Annotated in this window: 10 protein-coding genes and 1 pseudogene; 6 read left to right on the forward strand and 5 right to left on the reverse strand. The window is 53.9% G+C overall.

What is annotated here, in order from left to right:
* The first annotated feature begins 1 nt into the window (after position 1).
* On the forward strand, positions 2 to 133 hold the full coding sequence (locus QMZ65_RS19405; RefSeq protein ID WP_255253270.1) for a hypothetical protein: 132 nt from the start codon (positions 2 to 4) through the stop codon (positions 131 to 133).
* 117 nt (positions 134 to 250) lie between these two features.
* Positions 251 to 421 carry a hypothetical protein gene (locus tag QMZ65_RS19410; RefSeq protein WP_231568837.1) on the forward strand — a complete coding sequence of 57 codons (171 nt, stop codon included), beginning with the start codon at positions 251 to 253 and terminating at the stop codon, positions 419 to 421.
* Positions 422 to 442: 21 nt separating this feature from the next.
* On the opposite strand, the gene QMZ65_RS19415 is transcribed toward QMZ65_RS19410, so the two are convergent.
* The 3 genes from QMZ65_RS19415 to QMZ65_RS19425 form a co-directional block, all read right to left on the reverse strand.
* Positions 443 to 706, reverse strand: coding sequence for a biofilm development regulator YmgB/AriR family protein (locus QMZ65_RS19415; RefSeq protein WP_097118162.1), 264 nt, complete (start codon positions 704 to 706; stop codon positions 443 to 445).
* A gap of 231 nt (positions 707 to 937) precedes the next feature.
* Entirely contained in the window at positions 938 to 1,246 is a 309-nt protein-coding gene (locus QMZ65_RS19420) for a hypothetical protein (RefSeq protein ID WP_097118161.1), read from the reverse strand.
* A gap of 713 nt (positions 1,247 to 1,959) precedes the next feature.
* Positions 1,960 to 2,187: a hypothetical protein gene (locus tag QMZ65_RS19425; protein WP_283216521.1), complete on the reverse strand. Its 228-nt coding sequence runs from the start codon at positions 2,185 to 2,187 to the stop codon at positions 1,960 to 1,962.
* 297 nt (positions 2,188 to 2,484) lie between these two features.
* Between QMZ65_RS19425 and QMZ65_RS19430 the strand changes: the two genes are divergently transcribed.
* Complete coding sequence (locus tag QMZ65_RS19430; RefSeq protein WP_283216522.1) at positions 2,485 to 2,739, forward strand: hypothetical protein; 255 nt, start codon at positions 2,485 to 2,487, stop codon at positions 2,737 to 2,739.
* Positions 2,740 to 3,112: 373 nt separating this feature from the next.
* Here the strand turns inward: QMZ65_RS19430 and QMZ65_RS19435 are convergent.
* Positions 3,113 to 3,301, reverse strand: a pseudogene (locus QMZ65_RS19435) (IS110-like element ISEc32 family transposase); the annotation flags it as partial.
* Between the two features lie 345 nt (positions 3,302 to 3,646).
* On the opposite strand from QMZ65_RS19435, the gene QMZ65_RS19440 reads away from it, so the two are divergent.
* The 3 genes from QMZ65_RS19440 (at position 3,647) to QMZ65_RS19450 (ending at position 5,902) form a co-directional block, all read left to right on the forward strand.
* Positions 3,647 to 4,291, forward strand: a complete 645-nt coding sequence (locus QMZ65_RS19440) for a DNA methyltransferase (RefSeq protein ID WP_283216523.1) — start codon at positions 3,647 to 3,649, stop codon at positions 4,289 to 4,291.
* 17 nt (positions 4,292 to 4,308) lie between these two features.
* Positions 4,309 to 4,542 (forward strand): YubE family protein, encoded by a 234-nt coding sequence (locus QMZ65_RS19445; protein ID WP_160833699.1) that lies wholly within the window; start codon positions 4,309 to 4,311, stop codon positions 4,540 to 4,542.
* A 424-nt stretch (positions 4,543 to 4,966) separates the two neighbouring features.
* A complete protein-coding gene (locus QMZ65_RS19450) occupies positions 4,967 to 5,902 on the forward strand; it encodes an IS110 family transposase (protein ID WP_283216524.1) in 936 nt (311 codons plus the stop codon).
* 141 nt (positions 5,903 to 6,043) lie between these two features.
* On the opposite strand, the gene QMZ65_RS19455 is transcribed toward QMZ65_RS19450, so the two are convergent.
* Positions 6,044 to 6,517 (reverse strand): GNAT family N-acetyltransferase, encoded by a 474-nt coding sequence (locus QMZ65_RS19455; protein WP_283216525.1) that lies wholly within the window; start codon positions 6,515 to 6,517, stop codon positions 6,044 to 6,046.
* Positions 6,518 to 6,670 lie beyond the last annotated feature (153 nt).

The raw sequence follows: 6,670 nt of genomic DNA on the forward strand, positions 1-6,670 counted from the left end.
CATGTCTGACCAGCCGATGCCTGACGATGCGACCCCGCTGCCGGACCACGAGCCGGCGCCCGGTCATGAAGACGAGGTGCCGGGCGGCGACAGAGACATTCCGCCCGACCGGGGCGCCACCCCGCTGATTTAACCGCCTCCGGGCGGTTTTTTTTGGTGCTTATATCTGCGCGCCGCTTATCGCGATACACTGTGTATATCCCCAATAAGCGGAGCGCATCTGAAAACCGAAAATGAAATACAGGAACTGATGCACGAAGCCATCGGGCTGGCCATCAGGCAGGTACTGCACAGGGGCGGGACAGTCAGCCCGCACGAACTTATCGGCACGCTGTGGCGTCTGAAGGAGTCCGGTACCGATATGGCCATGCGCGAGGCCTGCAGCCGGGCCATCCGGATTTTTGCCGCCAAACTTAACTGAATTAGCCCTGTCGCGCAGGCGTTAAAAGGCCTGCCCGCCGGCGTCATCCGGCGTGTGACTGACGATAAGCTCCAGCACGCTGCGCAGCACCGCCTGTCTCTGCGCGTCACGCTCCTGCTCAAGGTCGCGAATGACGTGGATGATGAGCGTTTTATTAGACAGCTGTCCGCCTGAGGCCAGGATCGCCTGTATTGCCTCTTCAAGCTCCTGACTTTCAGCCGCCAGCGCGTCGCCGCTGCTCTGCAGGCGGGTGCGGATTGTGGTCACTGAGTTGGTATTTTTCATGCTGTGAAGGTCCCTGCCGGAGCATCCTGAGCGGATGACGGCGGTAAAAGTGGTGTTGCGGATTATTAATGTGTGGCCGGGAGCTCTGCATCTGCAGAACGTACCCGATAACAGAGAAATTATAGGTTAAAAAGCGCTGGGGTGCGCTTCGTTAATGATGGCGCGCGCAGGCAGTCATCTTACGAAGTCAGGTGAAGGCGGACGCTGAGCGCCCGCTCCTGAAGGTTGTGGTTATCTCATTTCATCTTCATCATCAGCCTGCAGGCGAATGGTGGACTCGCCGCCGGCACTGTGGCTGTCTGCATCAGACAGCATCCATTTCTTACCGGCGCCCCCGCGTGAACCGACGGTCCGGAAGTCGCGCAGCCAGCTGATGGCATCGCTGATGCGCCGGCTGCGGCTGCTGGTTTTCTCTGCTTTGAGCATAATGTTCAGCTCCGTCAAGAGAGCATCAACGGATATTTCCTCTTCACGCACGGCAAGATTGACTGCTGCTTCACCAATAATTGCGTGACCGGTCATGTCCTCGCTGTACAACACGTTTACACCTCGCTTAAGAAATGAATGAGAATAATTTTAACAATGTTGTTATTATAGCAAATGGCGGGGAAGGATTTAAATGAGGTGCATAGTTATCGGCTATCGATTAATAAGGATAAATAAATTGAATCTTTTCATTTTATTATAAGTGGCTGATATTTTTCTGATATATTGATGTTGTAAATTCCATCCTGAGAAAATATCTCTCACTCTGGCCTGCTCCCGGGTCAGAGCAGGTAACTCGTACTGTCAGAAGCACGGTGCATGTAATGCGCATCCGATTCCGAAAGGGCGCACCCGTAGGCAGACTGCTAAATCCTGTTCAGGTGCAGTAAAGCCAGAGGATCTACGCAATGGTTTTTCTCAATAACGAGCTTCCTGCAGAGAATATGTTCATTAACTCTCTCATTTATTTTTTCCGTCTCCAATGACTGACTGATTGCCGAAGCGAAAATATGCTGCCACTTTCACACTGGCGCTGTGCTTAAATATAAATCTTTTTGTTCGAAGCGGCGCTTCCCGGACCTGGCGTCCTGTATATCCGATGTCACCTGACATTCAGTTAATCGGTAGAGGCGAGTCGTACGAGTTTATATTTAAGTGCCCGGTGCATAAAATAATTTAAGCCCCGGGAAGGGGCCGCACTGATATGGCCCTGCGCATAGAGTTGCCAGAGCCAGTCATCCGCCTTACTTTAACCGTAAATATCTGACTTACTCAGGTTGCTCCTGAATCTCGATGCGGATAATCGTTAAAGGCTCGCCGCGGCTTCCCGTGGCGCAGTGCCGTTCTGCCGCGCGGATAAACGGGCTGCGGACTTCCAGCATGTCCGCAATTTCACGGAGCTTTTCTGTCAGGCAGGAAGGGGAAACGGGAAGATAGGTCGGGGGCAGGGCTCTGGCCATGAGTAGTGACTCGCAGTTGTCTGTTGTGTACATCATATCTTCGGCTGCCGCCCGATTTTCATGAGCGCAGTCATATTCGGATTAAAACATACAAAAAATGCATGCAACCTTCCTCCGTCTGTCGGGCTACGCCGTGACTTCACCTTAGCCGGGCCGCTTCGTCCGCAAGGCAGGCTTTGCCTCACGACTCACCCGTTCCCCGCCCTTCGCGGGACATTCAGTCCGCTCAGGCGGCGCGTGCGGTTTCGTCCTTCGACCCTGCGTCCTGCGCCATAGCCCGGCTGCCGTGACGTCACGGCGCTGATGCCGTGCAACCTGTAGACCGGAGTAATCGTGAATCAACTTCTCACCACTGGCCAGCTGGCCCAACAGCTGCTGCGCTTTGAACCCGATACACCCTGCGTGGTGCACCTGTGGGTAGCTGATGATTTCGAAGACGTGGCACCAGAGCTGACGCCCGACGAGGTGCTGGCCACAATCGCGCTGGCCGACGCCTCGCTCGATGCGGATACGAGTCTCAGCTGGTATTTGCTGCGCCACTGTGCCGACACCATCCCTGCCGCACGTGTTGAAACAGACCCTGCCTGATCATCAGAAAACCAGAGGCGGCGGGACAACCCGCCGGGCAGGTAATGAGAGCAATGACCGTACGGGAATTCAGGGCGCGGCTGGCCGCAGTCGGCGATGACGAGCTGTGCTGCTGCACCTTCTGGCTGGCAGAGGACTTTCTCGGCATTAACCCGGATATGACGCCGGATGAGATTGCGGCGGCCATGGAGTATGCCGAAGACCATCATGATGCAAACGAGGGATTTAACTGGTGGCATCTCGAGATGCCATCGATGCTGTCTTGCTCGAGAAGAAAGGGGCATAGCGCTGCCCGGTATGCAGCTGCCGATCCTCTGATGTCGCCGGTCATGGCGGCATCACTGCAAGAATGAAAAAGGTTGTCGCTGCGCTCCGCCTCCATGCCTCCGGTGGCTTCCATCAGAATCAAAGAAATATTTAGTCCGCTGATTTTGTTAGTAATTACCTCAAAACCTGCAGTGTCATTACTGACGGTGAAAGGAATAATCTCCTCTGTAGAGGCCACGTCCAGCGTGGCCTTAGCCACATCAATACCAATGCACTGCAAATCCGGCTGACTCATGGTGCCCCTCATTACGATACGAATTTAGGTTCAGACAACTGTCCGGGCTAATGATGAGTGGCTCAGTCCGTGCGCACTCGCTTGTTTACGGGCTCTTGCGCCCCGGAAGCTTCACCTGCTGCACGGACCTCGCCAGACCTGCAAAGTCAGTTTAGATATTTACCGACATATAAGGGAAGCTGTCGCCGGAGTGCTCACCCGTTCCCCGCCGTGCGCGGGACATTCAGTCCGCTCCGGCGGCGCGTGCGGCTTGCGCATCCGCCCCTGTTTGCTCCGCTGTTCGCCCGTCTGTGTGGAGGTCACGGCACCACTACCGGTGCCCCCTTCATACACAGGAGCATCACTATGTCTCGATTCATGCACGGCGACAGCGTACAGGTTATGGGCGGCTTTCCGGATAAGAGCATTGATTTCATTCTGACGGACCCGCCATATCTCGTCGGCTTTAAGGACCGTTCCGGTCGCTCGATTGCCAACGACGTGAACAGCGAGTGGGTGCAGCCGGCAAGCAACGAAATGTTCCGGATGCTGAAAGACAACAGCCTGGCGGTGAGCTTCTACGGCTGGAACCGGATAGACATTTTTATGCAGGCATGGAAGGCGGCGGGGTTCCGCGTGGTGGGCCACATCGTCTTCACCAAGCCTTACGCCTCAAAATCGGCCTTCGTCGGCTACCAGCATGAAAGCGCCTACGTGCTGGCCAAAGGGCGCCCGGCGCTGCCGGCAAAGCCGCTGCCGGACGTGATGCCGTGGGAGTACACCGGCAACCGCCATCACCCGACCGAAAAGCCGGTCAGCGCCCTCCGGCCGCTGATTGAGACCTTCACGCAGCCCGGCGCCATTGTTCTGGACCCGTTTGCTGGTTCCGGTTCGACCTGCGTGGCCGCCCAGGCTTGCGGACGCCGCTGGATTGGTATCGAGCTGATGGAACAGTACCACGCCGCCGGCCTGCGCCGCCTGTATGCCCACCGCGACGCCCGTGCGGCCTGATGAACGGAGAGAACACGATGAACGATCACACTATGCACCCTGATAACGACGCGCTGGCCGATGACGTGGCCGACCTGGAAGAGTCGCTGTACGAATTTCATCTGCGCCTGCGCGACATGATTGCACGCCAGCTCTGGCAGGGCGCCAGCCGCGAGCAGCGCATGGCCGGCCTGCTGATTGAGGGGATCGATAATGACCTGGTTGAACTGTACCGGCGCGCGGCCGTGATAAAGAAACATCTGAGGGCGTAACTGATTAGAAAATGAGCGCCACTCTGCATCCCTGCCGGCGCACGGCAGGGCCAGTTTTATCCACAGGGTTCCGGGGCGGATATGCACCCGGGATGTGGACAAGACATTATGGATGTTGCTGCGCGCCTCATTGATGCCGCCTGCGGTGGGAGAATAAAAATCCGTGCGGTCTGCGGCCGGTGCCGTGACTTCACTTTAGCCCGGCCGCTGCGTGTTCAAGATGCACAAGCTCGTCTCCTTGTATGTTTATAGAGGGGTGTAGATGATTTTATACTCATCTGGTTCCCAAGATGCTGCAGCACGATCGTCTCCATGGGCTGAAAGCCCGAGGGGGAGCAATCCCGCGCAGCATCTTTTTCAGCATTAGCCCGAACAATTGCCTGGCGCACTTAAAGCCCGTATCTGCAAGGCAGGGAGAACTGAAATGAGCGATAAAACAACCGTTGGTATTGACGTTTCAAAGGTCGCTTTAGATGTCTGGATCGACACCAGAGAGCGACTGATACATCTGGAGAACTCCGCCTCAGGCATCGTGCAACTGCTGAAGGAATTCGAAGGACTTCACATATCTGGCGTTATCATGGAGGCCACAAGCCGGTTTCACTCTCTGGCTGAATCAATGCTGATTTCAGCGGGTCTGCCTGTTGCCGTCATTAATCCCCTACAGATAAAGAATTTTGCCCGGGCGATGGGCAAGGTGGCAAAAAGCGACCCCATTGATGCCAGGATAATCTGCGAATATGGTCGTCGTATGAAACCGGAGTTCAGACCTGTCAGGGATAAAGTACTTCAGGATATGGCAATGCTCCTGACGCGGCGGCGTCAGCTGGTGCAGAATCGTGTCATGGCAATCACCAGGCTGCAGGAAAAAAGCGGCGCCTGGATTAAGAAGGACATCGCGGAGCATATTGCGTGCCTGAATGTGCAGATCGATGCCCTTGATAAGGAAATAAAAGACCAGCTGAATCAGAATGCTGCATTCTCTCCAAAACGAAAAATGCTTGAAACAGTTAAAGGTATCGGGCCGGTAACTCAGGCTGCGATCCTGAGTCAGCTTCCGGAGCTGGGACATCTTAATCGCAGGCAGATTTCAGCCCTGGTTGGCGTGTGCCCCTATGACAGGGATAGCGGGCAGCTCTGCGGTAAAAGGGCTATCTGGGGCTGCAGGTCCGGTCTGCGCGCAACACTCTATATGGCAATGCTTTCAGCGGTAAGATATAACCCCCAGATTAAAAGTTTCTACACGTCGCTTGTTGCACATGGAAAACCCAAAAAAGTGGCTATAACAGCCTGTATCAGAAAATTTATTACGATTCTGAATGCTATGTTCCGTGATCAAAAGGACTGGGCATATAGCTGAAGGATTAGTTTATGGCCCAATGTGAAAAATATGATACGCCTCCGGACTAAATCTGAACGAGGTAATGGTCCGTTTTGTGCCAAGCGGACATTGCAAACTCAGGAGTGTATACGCCAGCTCAGAGATGAATATGACCACAGGTCAGCCAGTCTTTTTTACATGGGTATAAATATCAGACCGTGTGATGCTCCATGCATAGTTTTCCCGATTAACAGGTTCGTACCCAAATTTTTCATAGAGCCAAGGTGCTGTGGTTGTAAACAACATGATCCTGCGAAGCCGCTCAAAAACTGGATGATGATGTATGCACTGCATCACCCACCTTCCCAGCCCTTCTCCTTGGTATTCCTCAAGGATATATACATCACAAAGGTAAGCGAACGTAGCGTAATCTGTTATTAATCGCGCGAAACCAATTTGGGTTTCATCGTGATAAACACCGAAATTAAGGCTGTTTTCTACTGATGCACTGACGAGATCCAGATCAATCCCTTTTGCCCATGTTGACCTCGTAAGATAGAGATGGATAGCCTGCACATCCAGTTTCTTCCGGTCTGTACTCACCAAGTAGTTATTCTTATGCCACTCATGTATCTCTGAAATGTTCACGTTCATTCCTGTTTATGAATTTCCGGGAAGCATGACCTTAACACTTGATGGAAAATCGCACCATTTAGGACTTCTTCGAAAATGGAGTTGCCCCCGCTAAAACGGACACGGTTAATTTATAGCTAGCAGCGAACTTCTGTATTCCCTTGGTGACTGCAT

Source organism: Pantoea sp. EABMAA-21, assembly GCF_030053335.1.
Lineage (GTDB): Bacteria > Pseudomonadota > Gammaproteobacteria > Enterobacterales > Enterobacteriaceae > Pantoea > Pantoea communis.